We start from the raw sequence: 15,155 nt of genomic DNA on the forward strand, positions 1-15,155 counted from the left end.
CAGTCGGTGCGTGTGCCGGTCAGCGGTCCACGAGCCGGTCGAACTGCGTGGTGGTGTGCCGCAGATGGGCCACCAGTTCCTCGCCGACCTTCGGCTCCGGCGCGTCCGCGGGCACGAACAGGATCGAGACCTGCATGTGCGGCGGCTCGGCGAACCAGCGCTGCTTGCCGCCCCAGACGAACGGAGAAAGGTTCCGGTTGACCGTCGCGAGGCCGGCCCGGGCGACGCCCTTGGCGCGCGGCATGACGCCGTGCAGCGCCTTGGGTGCCTCCAGGCCCACCCCGTGCGACGTACCGCCCGCCACGACCACCAGGAAGCCGTCGGAGGCCGCCTTCTGCTGCCGGTAGCCGAAGCGCTCGCCCTTGGCCACACGCGTGACGTCCAGGACGGCGCCGCGGTACTCGGTGGCTTCGTGGTCCCCCAGCCACAGCCGTGTGCCGATGCGGGCACGGAACCGGGTCTGCGGGAACTGCTGCTGGAGACGGATGAGTTCGTCGGCCTTGAGGTGGCTGACGAACATGGTGTGCAGAGGCAGGCGGGCGGCGCGCAGCCGGTCCATCCAGCCGATGACTTCCTCGACCGCGTCCGAGCCGTCGGTGCGGTCCAGCGGCAGGTGGATCGCGAAGCCTTCCAGGCGGACGTTCTCGATGGCGGCGTGCAGCTGGGCCAGGTCCTGCTCGCTGATGCCGTGCCGCTTCATCGAGGACATCACCTCGATCACCACACGGGCACCGACCAGCCCGTAGACGCCGTCTATCGACGAGACCGAGCGGATGACCCGGTCCGGCAGGGGCACGGGCTCCTCGCCGCGCCGGTAGGGCGTCAGCACCAGCAGGTCACCGCCGAACCAGTCCTTGATCCGGGCGGCCTCGTACGTCGTGCCGACGGCGAGGACGTCCGAGCCCAGCCGGGTGGCCTCCTCCGCCAGCCGCTCGTGCCCGAAGCCGTAGCCGTTGCCCTTGCAGACCGGCACGAGGCCGGGGAACTGCTCCTGCACGTGCTTGTGGTGCGCCCGCCAGCGCGCGGTGTCGACGTAGAGCGTGAGCGCCATGGCCGGACCTGGAACCTTTCTCGTGGTTGCCTGTGTCGGTGGTGTGCGGTGTATCAGAGGTATAGAAGCACTGAACGTGACATCAGCGGCGCGACATGTAGATGTCGAGCGCCTTGTGCAGCAGCTTGTTCAGCGGGAAGTCCCACTCGCCGAGGTACTCGGCGGCCTGGCCGCCCGTGCCCACCTTGAACTGGATCAGACCGAAGAGGTGATCGGTCTCGTCCAGCGAGTCGGAGATACCGCGCAGGTCGTAGACGGTGGCGCCGAGCGCGTAGGCGTCGCGCAGCATCCGCCACTGCATCGCGTTCGAGGGCCGGACCTCACGGCCGATATTGTCGGAGGCGCCGTAGGAGTACCAGACGTGCCCGCCGACGATCAGCATCGTCGCCGCCGACAGGTTCACGCCGTTGTGCCGGGCGAAGTACAGCCGCATGCGGTTGGGGTCCTCGGTGTTGAGGGCCGTCCACATGCGCTGGAAGTACGACAGCGGGCGTGGCCGGAAGTGGTCGCGCACGGCCGTGATCTCATACAGGCGCTGCCATTCCTCAAGGTCCTGGTAGCCGCCCTGGACGACCTCGACACCGGCCTTCTCGGCCTTCTTGATGTTGCGGCGCCACAGCTGGTTGAAGTTCTTGTGGACCTCTTCCAGGGAGCGGTTGGCCAGCGGCACCTGGAAGACGTAGCGGGGCTGGACGTCGCCGAAGCCGGCGCCGCCGTCCTCGCCCTGCTGCCACCCCATGCGGCGCAGTTTGTCGGCGACCTCGAAGGCGCGCGGCTCGATGTGGTCGGCCTCGATGTCGCGCAGCCGCTTCACGTCGGGGTTCTGGATGCCCTGCTTGATGGAGGTGGCGTCCCAGCGCCGGATGACCACCGGCGGGCCCATCTTCACCGAGAAGGCGCCCTGCTGCTTCAGGTGCGCCAGCATCGGCTCGATCCAGTCCTGGAGATTCGGCGCGAACCAGTTGATGACCGGGCCCTCGGGCAGATAGGCGAGGTAGCGCTTGATCTTGGGGAGCTGCCGGTAGAGGACCAGACCGGCACCGACCAGCTCGCCCGTCCTGTCGTCGAACCATCCGAGGTTCTCGGAGCGCCACTCCGCCTTGACGTCAGCCCAGGCCGGGACCTGCATGTGGCTCGCCGACGGCAGGCTCTGGATGTAGGCCAGATGCTGCTCTCGACTGATGGTCCTCAGGGTCAGGCTCATTTCGGGGCGCTCCTCGGGCTGGTGTGTCCCCATGGGGTCAGGGGCTCCGGCTCTCGCGCGAAGCCTACTGCGCCGTGGATGCGCGCCGGTTGGGCGTACGGAACCTTCGCCCCGGCCCGTGAGCGGCCGGGGCGTCACCCGGTGTTCAGAAGGGGATGTCCCTGGCGTCAGTCGATGAGACCGCCGAAGAGACCGCCGTGCGCCATGCCCAGGAAGAACCCGACGGCCGCGGCACCGAGGCCGAGAATCAGGCCGAAGCGCTCCCTGGTCGTCTCCGAGACCCACTGGCCGTACGCGCCGGTGAGGATGCCCACCAGGCCGGTCCAGGAGCTGAGCAGATGCAGGTCCTCGTCGACCAGTGCCGAAATGAACGCCGTGACGCCCAGGACCAGGGTCACCGCGAGCAGGGTGTCCTGGAGGGGATGGGGCTTGCCGTCCGTGGCGAAGAGGCCGCCGGCGGAGTTGGGTCGCAATGCCTGTGCCATAGGGCACCTCCTGCGAAAGTCGGCGCATCGTAGCGCCATACACACCCGATGTGTACAGATTGGCTGCCCTCGCGGCCGGATTTCAACCGCAAGCCACTGTGCGGGTAGTCTGTACCGTCCGCACCGGTGTCTGCCCATGTCATGACAGGGCTTCTCCACAGAACCCCCGACTGTCAGTGGTGGCCGATACCGTTGCTACGCATCACAACCCTCCTGCCACGGAACGACCGTGGCCGCTGAGTCCAAAGGAGGTGGGTTCCACATGCGTCACTACGAGGTGATGGTCATCCTCGACCCCGACGTCGAGGAGCGCGCTGTCTCCCCGCTGATCGAGAACTTCCTCTCTGTCGTCCGTGACGGCGGCGGAAAGGTCGAGAAGGTCGACACCTGGGGCCGTCGTCGTCTCGCGTACGAGATCAAGAAGAAGCCCGAGGGCATCTACTCGGTCATCGACCTTCAGGCTGAGCCTGCGGTCGTCAAGGAGCTCGACCGCCAGATGAACCTGAACGAGTCGGTCCTCCGGACCAAGGTCCTCCGTCCCGAGACCCACTGAGCTCTCCCGCTCAGCTGATTCCGGGATTCGAGTAGCAAGCAGCCAGCAAACCCGCCGAGAGGTGCCCCCATGGCAGGCGAGACCGTCATCACGGTGGTCGGCAATCTTGTCGACGACCCCGAGCTGCGCTTCACCCCCTCCGGTGCGGCCGTCGCGAAGTTCCGTGTCGCGTCCACTCCCCGCACCTTCGACCGCCAGACGAACGAGTGGAAGGACGGCGAGAGCCTGTTCCTGACCTGCTCGGTCTGGCGCCAGGCGGCGGAGAACGTCGCCGAGTCGCTCCAGCGAGGCATGCGCGTCATCGTGCAGGGCCGGCTGAAGCAGCGGTCCTACGAGGACCGTGAGGGCGTCAAGCGCACGGTCTACGAGCTGGACGTCGAGGAAGTCGGCGCCAGCCTGCGCAATGCCACGGCCAAGGTCACCAAGACCACCGGCCGCGGTGGCCAGGGTGGCTACGGCGGCGGTGGCGGTGGCGGCCAGGGTGGCGGCGGCTGGGGCGGCGGCCCCGGTGGCGGCCAGCCGGCCGGCGGTGCTCCCGCCGACGACCCGTGGGCGACCGGCGCTCCCGCCGGTGGCAACCAGGGCGGTGGCGGCGGCTGGGGCGGTGGCTCCGGCGGCAGCGGTGGCGGCGGCTACTCGGACGAGCCCCCCTTCTAGGGCGGGTTCGCACCCCAACTTCTTGATCACACAGGAGATACACCATGGCGAAGCCGCCTGTGCGCAAGCCGAAGAAGAAGGTCTGCGCATTCTGCAAGGACAAGGTCACGTACGTGGACTACAAGGACACGAACATGCTGCGGAAGTTCATTTCCGACCGCGGCAAGATCCGTGCCCGCCGCGTGACCGGCAACTGCACGCAGCACCAGCGTGACGTCGCCACGGCCGTGAAGAACAGCCGTGAGATGGCGCTGCTGCCCTACACCTCCACCGCGCGATAAGGGAAGGGTGACCGACTCATGAAGATCATCCTCACCCACGAGGTCTCCGGCCTCGGTGCCGCGGGCGACGTCGTCGACGTCAAGGACGGTTACGCTCGCAACTACCTGATCCCGCGGAAGTTCGCCATCCGCTGGACCAAGGGCGGCGAGAAGGACGTCGAGCAGATCCGTCGTGCTCGCAAGATCCACGAGATCCAGACCATCGAGCAGGCCAACCAGGTGAAGGCCCAGCTCGAGGGCGTCAAGGTCCGCCTGGCGGTCCGCTCCGGCGACGCCGGTCGTCTCTTCGGTTCTGTCACCCCGGCCGACATCGCTTCCGCGATCAAGGCTTCCGGTGGCCCCGAGGTCGACAAGCGCCGCATCGAGCTGGGCTCGCCGATCAAGACGCTGGGCGCTCACGAGACGTCCGTGCGTCTGCACCCCGAGGTTGCCGCCAAGGTCAACATCGAGGTCGTCGCGGCCTGAGTGCCGCGCTCGCTGAAGCAGTGAGCGATGGGGCCGCACCCTTCGGGGTGCGGCCCCATCGTCGTTTCGGTCCCCTCGTCGTTTCACGTGAAACACCGTGTTTCACGTGAAACAGTCACCGAGGGGTGAGCCCGGCGGTCAGCGGGTCGCGCCCGTGACGATCCAGCGGCCCGAGCGGGTCCGTTGCCACAGCGTCAGCATCCGCACGGTCATCATCAGCGTCATGGTGGCCCAGAGGGCGGTGAGCCCACCGCCCAGTACCGGCACCAGCAGGGCTGCCGGGGTGAAGACCGCCAGGGTGAGCAGCATCGCCCAGGCCAGATAGGCGCCGTCACCGGCGCCCATCAGGACCCCGTCCAGAACGAAGACGATCCCGGAGATCGGCTGTGAGAGGGCGACGATCAGCAGGGCGGACAGCGCTGTGTCCTTGACCGTCGAATCGCTGGTGAACAGGGGCAGCAATGCCGGTCCGGTGATGACGACCAGAATCCCGAGGACGACCCCGACGGCGATCCCCCACTCGACCATGCGACGGCATGCGTCGCGGGCTCCTTGCGTGTCACCGGCTCCGAGGTAGCGGCCGATGATGGCCTGCCCCGCGATGGCGATGGCGTCGAGAGCGAAGGCGAGCAGGTTCCACAGGGACAGGATGATCTGGTGTGCGGCGATGTCGGCATCCCCGAGACGGGCGGCGACCGCCGTGGCGATCATCAGGATCGCCCGCAGGGAGAGGGTCCGAACCAGCAGGGGTACGCCGGCCTGTGCGGAGGCCCTGATCCCGGCGGCGTCCGGGCGCAGCGAGGCACCGTGCTTGCGCGCTCCGCGCAGGACCACGGCGAGGTAGACGACGGCCATGCCCCACTGGGCGATGACCGTGCCCCAGGCGGAGCCGGCGATCCCCAGGTCGGCGCCGTAGACGAGCCCCGCGTTGAGGGCGCCGTTGGCGACGAAGCCGGCGACGGCCACATAGAGAGGGGTTTTGGTGTCCTGAAGGCCACGCAGGACACCGGTCGCGGCGAGAACGACGAGCATGGCCGGTATGCCGAGCGTGGAGATACGCAGGTACGTGGTCGCGTAGGGAGCCGCCGCGTCCGAAGCGCCGAAGAGGTCCACGATGCCGGACGCCGTCGGCAGGACGATGGTGACGACAGCAGCACCCAGAAGCAGGGCCAGCCAGATGCCGTCCATGCCCTGGCGGATGGCGGCCTGGAGATCGCCCGCGCCGACGCGGCGAGCGACCGCCGCTGTCGTGGCGTAGGCGAGGAAGACGAAGACACTGACGGCGGTCATCAACAGGGCCGAGGCGATGCCGAGGCCGGCGAGTTGGGCGGTGCCGAGATGGCCCACGATGGCGGTGTCGGCCATGAGGAAGAGGGGCTCGGCGACGAGGGAGCCGAAGGCCGGCACGGCCAGCGCGACGATCTCTCGGTCGTGCTGTCTCCGGCCGGTTCTGCGGCGCGCGGGGGCCTGTGTCATGTGCACCAATCTAATCGTCCACAGGTAAGTGATGCCAGGGCTTTGCGTCCCTTACTTTCCGTCCAGGGGTGCGCACTGCTGTGCAGCGTTCGAAGCGATCTTGCGCCGGTTGGGGAAGTTTTTCTTCTGCACAGCCGGTGGACGGCAAAGTCGCAGTTCAGGGCCGTCTCTTCGCGTCGGCTCGCTGCTTGTTCACAGGCCTGTCCACCGGGTCGTGCACAGGTTTTGAGGAGTTCTCCACAGCATCTGGGCCGTCGTCCACATGGCCTGTGGATAACCAGATTGGCTGACGGTGCAGACAGGCCTAACGTGGTCCGGCGCCCGCTCCGTCTGCCGGTTTTCAAAACGTCACAAAACCGGCGTTGGCCAACCGGAGTTGGGCGTCTCATTTGTCAGTGCCGTGCCGTAGAAAAGAGGGGCACGGCGAGGTCTGCTGCGGCGGACGGGAGGAGGTGGCTCGGTGAGCATTTCCGAGCCCTTGGACGACCCGTGGGCCGACAGCGGTCCCAGTGATCGTCTGCCCGCCTCCCGCCGTCGTGGCGAGGGAGCCCGGGGCCGTGACGAGCAGCACGAGCGCGGCAGGGACAACGGGGCGTGGGACGGCGCCGCCCCGGCGTTCGAGCGGGTACCCCCGCAGGACATCGAGGCCGAGCAGTCCGTCCTCGGCGGCATGCTGCTCTCCAAGGACGCCATCGCCGACGTCGTCGAGATCCTCAAGGGCCACGACTTCTACAAGCCGGCCCACGAGACGATCTACCAGGCCGTCCTCGACGTCTATGCCAAAGGCGAGCCGGCCGACCCCATCACGATCGCCGCCGAGCTCACCAAGCGCGGCGAGATCAACAAGGTCGGCGGGGCCTCCTATCTGCACACCCTCGTCCAGACGGTGCCCACGGCCGCCAACGCCGCCTACTACGCGGAGATCGTCCACGAGCGGGCCGTGCTGCGCCGCCTGGTCGAGGCGGGTACGCGGATCACGCAGATGGGATACGCCGCCGACGACGACGTCGACGAGATCGTCAACCGCGCCCAGGCGGAGGTCTACGCGGTCACCGAGCAGCGCACCAGCGAGGACTATCTGCCGCTCGGCGACATCATGGAGGGCGCGCTCGACGAGATCGAGGCGATCGGGTCGCGCAGCGGTGAGATGACCGGCGTGCCCACGGGGTTCACGGACTTCGACTCGCTCACCAACGGGCTGCACCCGGGCCAGATGATCGTCATCGCCGCGCGTCCCGCCATGGGTAAGTCGACGCTCGCCCTGGACTTCGCGCGGGCCGCTTCGATCAAGAACAACCTGCCGAGCGTGATCTTCTCGCTCGAAATGGGGCGCAACGAGATCGCGATGCGTCTGCTGTCCGCCGAGGCACGGGTCGCCCTGCACCACATGCGTTCCGGCACGATGACGGACGAGGACTGGACGCGGCTGGCCCGGCGGATGCCGGACGTCTCGGCGGCCCCGCTCTACATCGACGACTCCCCGAACCTGTCGATGATGGAGATCCGCGCCAAGTGCCGACGCCTCAAGCAGCGCAACGACCTTCGGCTGGTGGTCATCGACTACCTCCAGCTGATGCAGTCCGGAGGTTCCAAGCGGTCCGAGAGCCGTCAGCAGGAGGTCTCGGACATGTCCCGTAACCTCAAGCTGCTGGCCAAGGAACTGGAGATCCCGGTCATCGCGCTCTCCCAGCTGAACCGTGGTCCCGAGCAGCGCACGGACAAGAAGCCGATGGTCTCCGACCTGCGTGAGTCCGGTTCCATCGAGCAGGACGCCGACATGGTCATCCTGCTGCACCGCGAGGACGCCTACGAAAAGGAGTCGCCGCGCGCGGGCGAGGCCGACCTGATCGTGGCCAAGCACCGAAACGGCCCGACGGCGACGATCACGGTCGCCTTCCAGGGTCACTACTCGCGGTTCGTGGACATGGCGCAGACCTGATCCGGTGCCGGTGCGGACCTGATCGGGTAGCCGACCGCGAAATAGGGTCGACTCCCCGGGACGGGCCAGGTGGACTGGGGCCATGACGACACCTCAGCAAGAGCTGCTTCCCGCGACGAGCCGGGCGCTGCTGCACCGGATCGCCGTGGCACAGGCCGAGGGACGAGCGCCGTCGCTGGTCGCGGCCGTGGTCCGGGGCGGGCGGGCGGTGTGGCACGGCGCCCGGACATCGGTGGAGGGTGAAGAGCCCGACGAGCACGTCCAGTACCGCATCGGCTCGATCACCAAGACCTTCACCGCCGTTCTCGTGATGCGGCTGCGGGACGAGGGGCGGCTCGGGCTCGGTGATCCGCTGGAGAAGTACGTCCCGGGTACGGGCGCGGGGGAGGCCACGATCGCCGAACTGCTCGCCCACACAGGCGGGTTGGCGGCCGAGTCGCCCGGGCCGTGGTGGGAGCGCACGTCCGGATCCCTGCGGCCGGAACTGTCCGATGTGCTCGGAGAGCAGCCTCTTCTGCACCCCGTCGGCCGGCGGCACCACTACTCGAACCCCGGCTACACACTGCTGGGCGCGCTCGTGGAGGAGTTGCGGGGGACCTCCTGGGAGGAGGCACTACGGCGTGAAGTGCTCGAACCACTGGGTCTCGACCGGACCGGTGTCCGACCCGAGGCCCCGCATGCGGGTGGCTGGGCCGTGCACCCGTGGGCCGATGTGCTGCTGCCCGAGCCCGCCGAGGACCTCGGCCGTATGGCACCCGCTGGTCAGCTCTGGTCGACCACGGCAGACCTGGCCCGGTTCGCCGCCTTCTTGATGAAGGGCGACGAGAGGGTGCTGAGCGCCGAGTCCCTGCGAGAGATGCGGACTCCGGCGGCGCCGGCGGAAGCCGCGGACGTGTTGTCCGGTGACGCCTACGGCCTCGGTCTGCAGGTGCAGAGCCGCCACGGCCGGCTGCTCGTGGGGCACAGTGGATCCCTGCCGGGTTTCCTGGCGAGTGTGAGCATCAGCGTGGAGGACGACGTCGCGGCGGTCGTACTGGCCAACTGCACTTCGGGCCCTCTGGTGTCCGGCGTCTGCGCCGATCTCGTCCGTATCGTCGCCGAGTCGGAGCCGTGCATCCCTGCTCCCTGGAGGCCACTGCGTGAGGTCGACCCGCCGATGCTGGAACTGACGGGGCAGTGGTACTGGGGGACGCACGCCTTCGCCCTGCGGCTCACGGCCGACGGGCTCGCCTCGCTGGAGCCGCTGTCCGGCGACGGGCGCCGTTCGCGGTTCCGCCCGAACGGCGACGGCACCTGGACCGGGCTGGAGGGCTACTACGCGGGAGAGCTGCTGAAGTCCGTACGGCGGCCGGACGGGTCCGTGAGCCATCTGGACCTCGGCTCGTTCGTGTTCACACGACAGCCGTACGACGAGGCGGCTCCGGTGCCGGGTGGCGTCGATCCCGAGGGGTGGCGCGGCATCGGATAAGCGGTGAGATGAGTGGGCGCCCTGTTTCACGTGAAACAGGGCGCCCACGCGCATCCGGTCACAGCGGGAGCTTGAAGCCCGTATGGGAGGCCGTGAAGCCGAGCCGCTCGTAGAAGCGATGAGCGTCGGTGCGGGTCTTGTCGGAGGTCAGCTGGACCAACTGGCAGCCCTGGCGCCGGGATTCATCGATCGCCCACTCGATGAGCCGTGTCCCCAGGCCGCTGCCGCGCTCAGCGGCGTGGACCCGTACGCCTTCGATGATCGACCTCGTCGCACCGCGTCGGGACAACCCGGGAACGACCGTGAGCTGGAGCGTTCCGGCGACACGGCCGTCCCGGACCGCCACGACGAGGCGCTGGTTCGGGTCGGCGCTGAGTCGTTCCAGAGCGGTCAGGTACGGGGTGAGGTCGCCGGGTGACTCACGCTGGACGCCCAGGGGGTCGTCCGCGAGCAGGGCGACGATCGCAGGGACGTCGTCGGCGGTCGCGGACCGTATCTCAAGATCTCCCATGACCGCACCCTACGCAGGGACGCCCTGGGTGGATGCGGGCTTAGGCGGGCACCGGGGCCTTCAGCGTCTCCACGACCCGGACCAAGGGGGCCAGCTCGGGGTTCTTCGCTGCCTCGTCGAGGGCCTCACGCAGGGCGGCGTCGTTGGTCGGCCGGGCCTCTTCGAGGAGCTTGAGGCCCGCCTCGGTGACGTTGGTGTAGATGCCCCGGCGGTCGGTGGGGCAGAGGTAGCGCTCCAGGAGTCCGCGGTCCTCGAGCCGGGTGACCAGGCGCGTGGTGGCGCTCTGGCTGAGGACGACCGCGTCGGCGACCTGCTTCATCTGGAGATGCCCGTCGTCCCCGTCGTGCTGCCGGCTGAGCACGTCGAGCAGGGAGTACTCGCGCGCGCTCAGGTCGTGCTTGGCCTGCAGGGCGCGCTCGATACGGGCCTCGATCCTCCCGTGCAGCAGGGAGAGGGCGCACCAGCTCTGGGCGAGAGCGGTGAGCGCGGGGTCCGTCGCTGTCATTGGCGTTTCCTCCGTCCCGGAGCGGCTGACACCCAGGATAGAGCAGGGCCGCAATTGTGGGTGCTTGCCCATATCCCGCGTCTGCAACTATTGTGAGCGCACGCAAAGCGCCCTTGCAATCGTCTGGGAAGGTGTACCTCTCCATGCCTCTCGCGCTTCTGGCCCTCGCGATCGGGGCCTTCGGGATCGGAACGACCGAGTTCGTGATCATGGGCTTGCTGCCCGAGGTCGCGGGCGAGTACGGGGTCACCATTCCCACCGCCGGGTACCTGGTGACCGGCTACGCGCTCGGTGTCGTGTTCGGGGCCCCGCTGATGACCGCGCTGGGCACCAAGGTCCCCCGCAAGCGGATGCTGATGCTGCTCATGGGCCTGTTCATCGTCGGCAACCTGCTCTCGGCACTCGCTCCCGCCTTCGCCGTCATGCTGATCGGCCGGATCGTCGCCTCGCTGGCCCACGGTGCCTTCTTCGGTATCGGCTCGGTCGTCGCGGCCGACCTCGTCGCCCCGGACAAGAAGGCCGGAGCCATCGCGATGATGTTCACCGGCCTGACCGTCGCCAATGTCGTCGGCGTTCCGCTGGGCACCCTCGTCGGGCAGTCCGTCGGCTGGCGGGTGACCTTCGGCATCGTCGCCGCCCTTGGCGTGGTCGGGCTGGCCGGCATCGCCCGGCTCGTCCCCGACATGCCCAAGCCGCAGGGCGTGCGCCTGCGGCACGAGCTCGCCGCGTTCAAGAACGTGCAGGTGCTGCTCGCGATGGCCATGACCGTCCTCGGCTTCGGCGGAGTCTTCGCGGCCATCACCTACATCGCTCCGATGATGACCCACACCGCGGGCTTCGCCGACGGCTCCGTCACCTGGCTGCTGGTCCTCTTCGGCCTCGGCATGGTCGTCGGCAACCTCGTGGGCGGCAAGTTCGCCGACCGCGCCCTGCTGCCCATGCTGTACGTGTCCCTGGGCGCCCTGGCCGTCGTCCTGGCGCTGTTCACCCTCACCGCGCACGACAAGCTGCTGTCGGCCGTCACGATCGCCCTGATCGGCGCCCTGGGCTTCGCCGCCGTCCCGCCGCTCCAGAAGCGGGTCCTCGACCAGGCGCACGGTGCCCCGACGCTCGCCTCCGCCGTGAACATCGGCGCCTTCAACCTCGGCAACGCGCTGTCCGCCTGGCTCGGCGGCCTCGTGATCGCGGCGGGCCTCGGCTACACCGCTCCCAACTGGGTCGGCGCCGCCCTGGCCGCGGGAGCCCTGGGCCTGGCCTTCCTCTCGGCCGCCCTGGAACGCCGCGCGGGTGCCCTCAGCACCGTCGTCACGGGATCCGCGCCGGCCGAGCAGCGGACCGCCGTCCACCACTGAGCCACCGGGTCTGCCGGCGGCGGCGTGCCGGTGCACCGCGAGGCCGCCTGGCGGCGCGGCCGGCGTCGGCGGCGGTGCGCCGGAGCAGGAGCACGCCTTCGCCATGGCCGCCGTGGAGGCTCCCGCCTGACCGGGTCCTTCAGGAGACGACGCCGGTTCCCCGATCCCCGGGGAGCCGGCGTTGTCGTATCGGGGTGGCTCAGCCCGCCGCGACCGTGACCGGGGCGAAGCGACGGCTCCAGTCCCCGGGCAGTTCGGTGATCCCGTAGGTCATCACCGAGTTGAAGGCAAGGGAGGCCAGACCGCGCTCCTTCGCCCACGCGAGCAGCTCTGTGTGCCGTACGTCGATGTCGGTGCGCAGAGGGCGGTCGGTGTGGGCGGCGAGGGAGGCGATGAGGGCCTTTGCCACCGACGTGTCACGCGCGATGAGCGGACCGACGACATGAGTGTCCATGTTCGGCCAGGCGGCCGCGTATCCGATGATCCGCCCGTCCTGCTCCGCCACGCGCAACTGGTCGGCGAAGGCCGGCAGTCGGGTCACGATGTGGGTGCGGTCGGTCCCGAACGCCTGCTCGTCGAGCCGGAGCATCGCGGCGAGGTCCTCGGCGGTCGCGGCGCGGGTGGTGACCGCCGGCTGGGTCCCGTCAGGAGTGAAACGCCCGCACACCATCTCGGCCCGCCCGGTGACCTTGAAGCCGAGTTCCTCGTAGAGGGGCCGGCCGTACGGCGTCGCATGCAAGGTGAGGGGCGTGGTGCCCATCGCGGAGACGACGTGGCGCATCAGCCGGCGTCCCACGCCCTGTCGGGCGTGCCGTGCGGCGACGAGGACCATGCCGATCGCCGCGAGAGCGGGGCGCTCCTGCGGTCCGTACTCGGTGACGACACAGGCGCTCACCAGGCCGCCGTCGGGGTCCTCGATGCCGTAGCCCTTCCCGGCCGTCAGAAGGAAGCCCCACTTGTGCTCCTCCCGAGGCCACCCCCGGTCCTCGGACAAGTCGGCGCAGGCGGCGAGATCACGGAGCGTCAGACGACGGATGGGCAGAGAGGCAAGGGAAGGAGTCGGCACGCAGGTCAGGCTGTCCGACCGGAGCCCCTGGCGTCCACCTCTTTCCCTTGACACATACGAGCTTTTGGCCAGTTGTAGCCCACTGCACAGAGTGCGGACAGACGCCGGACGTTTCACGTGAAACACAGGCGCGTCGCCCGAGGTTGACCGCGGTGATGATTCGCGCTGTGCCCTCATTCGTGACGGGGCAAGGGGGGACTTGTGTGCACAGCGGTGGCCGGTAGGGTCGACTCCGGTTCACATCCGGGGCGGCTGACCCGTTCTGTGGGCCGCGTACAGGGCAATACACCCTAACGGGACGGAGAGATCGAAAACCCGCGTTTCCGGTGATGCGACCGATCCGCCCAGGCGGGTGGGAAGCTCAGGTGGGAGGACTGCGGCCAATGTCACACTCTTGCCTTACTTGTCCGTACAGAGCTGGAACACGGGTTGAATGTGGCCGCATTGGCCGCGACACCGGATGGGAATGCCGTCCGTCCACGGGGGAAAGCAGGCACCTTCCGACTGGGGAAGTGCGCAGACCGACCGAAAGATGCTCGAGGCGAGGCACACCATGGACGCTCCGACCACCACGTCGGCCGACAACGGCACTTCTGGCGGCGGGGGCGACTGGTTCACGCCCCGCAACAAGCCGACGACGCCGCCGGACCACGATTCCGGGACGCCGGACGGCCGTCGCCCGGCGGTGATACGCCCGGTGGGCCGGCAGACGGCCGGCCCGGAAACGCCGGCTGACGGCACCACGGCCCCGCCCACGTCGACGGCAGACAGCGCGAGCACCGGTGCGCCGGACCAAGGGCACGGACCCCCGGACGAGATACCCGGGCCCGCCCCCACAGCACCGCCTTCGGCCCCCTCTCCTGAGGCCTCGTCGCCACGGCCCGCGCCCGCGACGGGCACGCCGCCTCCGGCGCCCTTCGCCTCGGCCATGGCTCCTCCCGCCGAGCCGCGTGTCCCCGCCCAGCGGCCCGCACCGATGTCGCCCCCGGAGCCGGCCGCCTCCGCGCCGGGCAGGCAAGCCTCCCCGGACGCCATCCTCATTCGCCGCACCATGGCAGAGGTCACGCCCGTGGCCGACAAGGTGACCTCGTACTTCTACGCCCTGCTCTTCGTCCGCCACCCCGATCTGCGCCCACTCTTCCCAGCCGCGATGGACACCCAGCGGGACCGGCTGCTCAGGGCACTGCTCACGGCCGCCGAGCACATCGACAACTCCGATGCCCTGGCCGACTACCTGCAGAACCTCGGCCGGGGCCACCGGAAGTACGGGACGCGGCCAGAGCACTATCCGGCCGTCGGCGAATGCCTGATCGGCGCGCTGAGCAAGTACGCCGCCGGGGTCTGGAACGCGGAGATGGAGGCCGCCTGGGTCCGGACGTACACGACGATCTCCCAGATCATGATCGACGCGGCGGCCGCCGACGAACTGCGCGCCCCGGCCTGGTGGTACGCAGAGATCGTCACGCACGAGCTCAGGACCCCCGACATCGCGGTCGTCACCGTCCGCCCCGACCAGCCCTACCCCTTCCTCGCAGGCCAGTACACGAGCCTGGAGACTCCCTGGTGGCCCCGGATATGGCGGCACTACTCCTTCGCCTCGGCGCCCCGCTCCGACGGCCTGCTGACGTTCCACGTGAAGGCCGTCCCGGCGGGCTGGGTTTCCAACGCCCTGGTGCACCGCGCCCGCCCCGGTGACATCGTCCGGCTCGGCCCGCCCGCAGGTTCCATGACCGTGGACCACACCACCGACAGCGGGCTGCTCTGCCTGGGCGGCGGCACCGGCATAGCGCCCATCAAGGCGCTGGTCGAGGATGTCGCCGAGCACGGGGAACGCCGGCCGGTCGAGGTCTTCTACGGGGCCCGCACCGACCATGACCTGTACGACATCGACACCATGCTCCGCCTCCAGCAGAGCCACCCCTGGCTCTCGGTCCGGGCCATCATCGACCAGTTGGCGCATCAGCAGCTTCCGGACGCGGTACGCGCCTATGGGCCGTGGAACGAGTTCGACGCCTATCTGTCGGGCCCGCCCGGGATGATCCGCAACGGTGTGGACACCCTGCGGGACATCGGCATCCCGTCCGAGCGCATACGGCACGACTCCGTGGAAGAACTGGTCGCGGCCGGGCCCTGACCCGCCGC

Annotated in this window: 15 protein-coding genes; 8 read left to right on the forward strand and 7 right to left on the reverse strand. The window is 69.1% G+C overall.

The features are described 5' to 3' along the window. Window positions 1-19 precede the first annotated feature (19 nt). The 3 genes from ACFZDA_RS29790 to ACFZDA_RS29800 form a co-directional block, all read right to left on the reverse strand. Window positions 20-1,051 (reverse strand): alanine racemase, encoded by a 1,032-nt coding sequence (locus tag ACFZDA_RS29790; protein ID WP_391087539.1) that lies wholly within the window; start codon window positions 1,049-1,051, stop codon window positions 20-22. An 82-nt stretch (window positions 1,052-1,133) separates the two neighbouring features. Further along, the gene (femX, locus tag ACFZDA_RS29795) at window positions 1,134-2,255 is read right to left on the reverse strand and encodes a peptidoglycan bridge formation glycyltransferase FemX (RefSeq protein ID WP_020277982.1); all 1,122 of its coding nucleotides are present in this window, start codon (window positions 2,253-2,255) and stop codon (window positions 1,134-1,136) included. 167 nt (window positions 2,256-2,422) lie between these two features. Continuing rightward, window positions 2,423-2,740, reverse strand: coding sequence for a hypothetical protein (locus tag ACFZDA_RS29800; RefSeq protein WP_391087543.1), 318 nt, complete (start codon window positions 2,738-2,740; stop codon window positions 2,423-2,425). Window positions 2,741-3,002: 262 nt separating this feature from the next. On the opposite strand from ACFZDA_RS29800, the gene rpsF reads away from it, so the two are divergent. The 4 genes from rpsF (at window position 3,003) to rplI (ending at window position 4,696) form a co-directional block, all read left to right on the forward strand. Continuing rightward, window positions 3,003-3,293 (forward strand): 30S ribosomal protein S6, encoded by a 291-nt coding sequence (gene rpsF / locus ACFZDA_RS29805; RefSeq protein WP_003991486.1) that lies wholly within the window; start codon window positions 3,003-3,005, stop codon window positions 3,291-3,293. A 69-nt stretch (window positions 3,294-3,362) separates the two neighbouring features. Then, the gene (locus tag ACFZDA_RS29810; protein WP_391087545.1) at window positions 3,363-3,950 is read left to right on the forward strand and encodes a single-stranded DNA-binding protein; all 588 of its coding nucleotides are present in this window, start codon (window positions 3,363-3,365) and stop codon (window positions 3,948-3,950) included. A 44-nt stretch (window positions 3,951-3,994) separates the two neighbouring features. Continuing rightward, the gene (gene rpsR / locus ACFZDA_RS29815; protein ID WP_003949403.1) at window positions 3,995-4,231 is read left to right on the forward strand and encodes a 30S ribosomal protein S18; all 237 of its coding nucleotides are present in this window, start codon (window positions 3,995-3,997) and stop codon (window positions 4,229-4,231) included. Window positions 4,232-4,249: 18 nt separating this feature from the next. After that, window positions 4,250-4,696: a 50S ribosomal protein L9 gene (rplI, locus tag ACFZDA_RS29820; RefSeq protein WP_010032778.1), complete on the forward strand. Its 447-nt coding sequence runs from the start codon at window positions 4,250-4,252 to the stop codon at window positions 4,694-4,696. A 138-nt stretch (window positions 4,697-4,834) separates the two neighbouring features. On the opposite strand, the gene ACFZDA_RS29825 is transcribed toward rplI, so the two are convergent. Next, complete coding sequence (locus tag ACFZDA_RS29825) at window positions 4,835-6,172, reverse strand: MATE family efflux transporter (RefSeq protein ID WP_391087549.1); 1,338 nt, start codon at window positions 6,170-6,172, stop codon at window positions 4,835-4,837. A gap of 460 nt (window positions 6,173-6,632) precedes the next feature. Here ACFZDA_RS29825 and dnaB point away from each other — a divergent pair, with 460 nt between their 5' ends. Together dnaB and ACFZDA_RS29835 are read left to right on the forward strand one after the other, a co-directional pair. After that, window positions 6,633-8,111, forward strand: a complete 1,479-nt coding sequence (gene dnaB, locus ACFZDA_RS29830; protein ID WP_391087552.1) for a replicative DNA helicase — start codon at window positions 6,633-6,635, stop codon at window positions 8,109-8,111. A gap of 82 nt (window positions 8,112-8,193) precedes the next feature. After that, window positions 8,194-9,579, forward strand: a complete 1,386-nt coding sequence (locus tag ACFZDA_RS29835; protein WP_391087555.1) for a serine hydrolase — start codon at window positions 8,194-8,196, stop codon at window positions 9,577-9,579. 58 nt (window positions 9,580-9,637) lie between these two features. Here the strand turns inward: ACFZDA_RS29835 and ACFZDA_RS29840 are convergent, their stop codons facing one another. Next, a complete protein-coding gene (locus ACFZDA_RS29840; protein ID WP_391087558.1) occupies window positions 9,638-10,090 on the reverse strand; it encodes a GNAT family N-acetyltransferase in 453 nt (150 codons plus the stop codon). Window positions 10,091-10,130: 40 nt separating this feature from the next. Continuing rightward, window positions 10,131-10,595 (reverse strand): MarR family transcriptional regulator, encoded by a 465-nt coding sequence (locus tag ACFZDA_RS29845; protein ID WP_391087561.1) that lies wholly within the window; start codon window positions 10,593-10,595, stop codon window positions 10,131-10,133. Between the two features lie 143 nt (window positions 10,596-10,738). Between ACFZDA_RS29845 and ACFZDA_RS29850 the strand changes: the two genes are divergently transcribed. Continuing rightward, window positions 10,739-11,947 carry an MFS transporter gene (locus tag ACFZDA_RS29850; RefSeq protein ID WP_391087564.1) on the forward strand — a complete coding sequence of 403 codons (1,209 nt, stop codon included), beginning with the start codon at window positions 10,739-10,741 and terminating at the stop codon, window positions 11,945-11,947. 199 nt (window positions 11,948-12,146) lie between these two features. Here ACFZDA_RS29850 and ACFZDA_RS29855 read toward each other — a convergent pair whose 3' ends face one another. Continuing rightward, a complete protein-coding gene (locus ACFZDA_RS29855) occupies window positions 12,147-13,013 on the reverse strand; it encodes a GNAT family N-acetyltransferase (protein ID WP_391087567.1) in 867 nt (288 codons plus the stop codon). A gap of 532 nt (window positions 13,014-13,545) precedes the next feature. Between ACFZDA_RS29855 and ACFZDA_RS29860 the strand changes: the two genes are divergently transcribed. After that, window positions 13,546-15,147: a globin domain-containing protein gene (locus ACFZDA_RS29860; protein ID WP_391087571.1), complete on the forward strand. Its 1,602-nt coding sequence runs from the start codon at window positions 13,546-13,548 to the stop codon at window positions 15,145-15,147. Window positions 15,148-15,155: the final 8 nt, after the last annotated feature.

The sequence above is a fragment of the Streptomyces sp. NPDC007991 genome, from assembly GCF_042958445.1.
In the GTDB taxonomy this organism is placed as follows: Bacteria; Actinomycetota; Actinomycetes; order Streptomycetales; family Streptomycetaceae; genus Streptomyces.

Bases quoted from the DNA above. Each gene is read 5' to 3' on its own strand.
- ACFZDA_RS29840 (WP_391087558.1), bottom strand. From the start codon at position 10,090: ATGGGAGATCTTGAGATACGGTCCGCGACCGCCGACGACGTCCCTGCG.
- ACFZDA_RS29810 (WP_391087545.1), top strand. From the start codon at position 3,363: ATGGCAGGCGAGACCGTCATCACGGTGGTCGGCAATCTTGTCGACGAC.
- ACFZDA_RS29835 (WP_391087555.1), top strand. From the start codon at position 8,194: ATGACGACACCTCAGCAAGAGCTGCTTCCCGCGACGAGCCGGGCGCTG.
- rpsF (WP_003991486.1), top strand. From the start codon at position 3,003: ATGCGTCACTACGAGGTGATGGTCATCCTCGACCCCGACGTCGAGGAG.
- rplI (WP_010032778.1), top strand. From the start codon at position 4,250: ATGAAGATCATCCTCACCCACGAGGTCTCCGGCCTCGGTGCCGCGGGC.
- ACFZDA_RS29825 (WP_391087549.1), bottom strand. From the start codon at position 6,172: ATGACACAGGCCCCCGCGCGCCGCAGAACCGGCCGGAGACAGCACGAC.
- femX (WP_020277982.1), bottom strand. From the start codon at position 2,255: ATGAGCCTGACCCTGAGGACCATCAGTCGAGAGCAGCATCTGGCCTAC.
- ACFZDA_RS29845 (WP_391087561.1), bottom strand. From the start codon at position 10,595: ATGACAGCGACGGACCCCGCGCTCACCGCTCTCGCCCAGAGCTGGTGC.
- ACFZDA_RS29790 (WP_391087539.1), bottom strand. From the start codon at position 1,051: ATGGCGCTCACGCTCTACGTCGACACCGCGCGCTGGCGGGCGCACCAC.
- ACFZDA_RS29800 (WP_391087543.1), bottom strand. From the start codon at position 2,740: ATGGCACAGGCATTGCGACCCAACTCCGCCGGCGGCCTCTTCGCCACG.
- ACFZDA_RS29850 (WP_391087564.1), top strand. From the start codon at position 10,739: ATGCCTCTCGCGCTTCTGGCCCTCGCGATCGGGGCCTTCGGGATCGGA.
- ACFZDA_RS29860 (WP_391087571.1), top strand. From the start codon at position 13,546: ATGCTCGAGGCGAGGCACACCATGGACGCTCCGACCACCACGTCGGCC.
- rpsR (WP_003949403.1), top strand. From the start codon at position 3,995: ATGGCGAAGCCGCCTGTGCGCAAGCCGAAGAAGAAGGTCTGCGCATTC.